Source organism: Cupriavidus sp. IDO (assembly GCF_000812465.1).
Lineage (GTDB): Bacteria > Pseudomonadota > Gammaproteobacteria > Burkholderiales > Burkholderiaceae > Cupriavidus.
Map to the genome: position 1 here is coordinate 1 of NZ_JWMA01000108.1, position 1314 is coordinate 1314.

Annotated in this window: 1 protein-coding gene; it reads left to right on the forward strand. The window is 63.8% G+C overall.

The features are described 5' to 3' along the window. Window positions 1–74: 74 nt before the first annotated feature. Window positions 75–1301: an IS110 family transposase gene (locus RM96_RS26495; RefSeq protein ID WP_039014714.1), complete on the forward strand. Its 1227-nt coding sequence runs from the start codon at window positions 75–77 to the stop codon at window positions 1299–1301. Window positions 1302–1314: the final 13 nt, after the last annotated feature.

Sequence of the window (1314 nt, forward strand, 5' to 3'; positions counted from 1 at the left end):
CACCCCGAAGCACGTCTACTAGACTTCGACAACGAGGGCTGCTGCCGATGCCGTTGACTCTGGCAGGAGGCTCCATGCAAGTACTCTATCCCCGCTGTGCCGGGCTGGACGTCCACAAGGACACCATCGTGGCCTGTGTGCGCTGCGTCTCGGCGCCCGAGCATCATGAAGTGCGCAGCTTTGACAGCACCACCAGTGGGCTACTGGCGCTGGCTGACTGGTTGGCGCTGCACGGCTGCACCCATGTCGCCATGGAAGCCACCGGGGTGTACTGGAAGCCAGTGTGGCACATCCTTGAGGGCAACTTCGAGCTGGTGCTGGCCAACGCCCAGCATATCCGCAACGTGCCCGGGCGCAAGACCGATGTCAACGATGCGATGTGGATTGGCGATCTGCTCGCCCATGGCTTGATCCGCTCGAGCTTCGTGCCACCGGCCGCTACTCAGGAGTTGCGCGATCTCACCCGCACCCGCAAGCAACTCGTGCGCGAGATCTCCCAGCACAGCCTGCGTATCCAGAAAGTGCTCGAAGACGCCAACCTCAAGCTGGGCAGCGTGCTCTCGGATGTGCTCGGCCGCAGCGGCCGTGCCATGCTCAAGGCCATCGTCGATGGTGAGGACAATCCCGAAAGACTTGCGGCCCTGGCCCAAGGTAGCGCCCGAAAAAAGCATGTGGAGTTGCGCGAGGCCCTGAACGGACGCATTACCGAGCACCACCGCACCATGCTGAAACTGCACCTGGACATCATTGGCGCACTGGAGCGCACGCTGGCCGAACTCGACGCCCTCGTGGGAAAAGCGCTGGCGCCGATCCGGCAGCGCGCCCGCCTGCTGACCACGATCCCCGGGGTTAGCAACTTGACCGCTCAGGTCTTGTTGGCGGAGATCGGCGTCGACATGACGCGCTTTGCCGATGCCGGCCACCTGGTGTCCTGGGCAGGGCTGTGCCCGCGCAATGACGAGAGCGCCGGCAAGCGGCGCAGCACGCGCGTGCGCAAGAGTGGCACCTGGCTAAAGACCGCCCTGGTGACGGCGGCCTGGGCTGCCGTACGCGTCAAAACCAGCTATCTGCACGCCCAGTTCCTGCGCATCAAGGCCCGCCGCGGTGGCAAGAAGGCTATCCTCGCGGTGGCCGCCTCCATGCTCACCGCCGCCTACCATATGCTCCGCGATGGCGTTGAGTACGCCGACCTCGGTCCCGATTACTTCAACCGTCACGACGTCAACAAGACCATCCGCCGCCTGCTCAAACGCCTCGCCGACCTTGGGTGTCAAGTGGATCCCATGTCTCATACTGTTTAGCGCTTCCTACTAG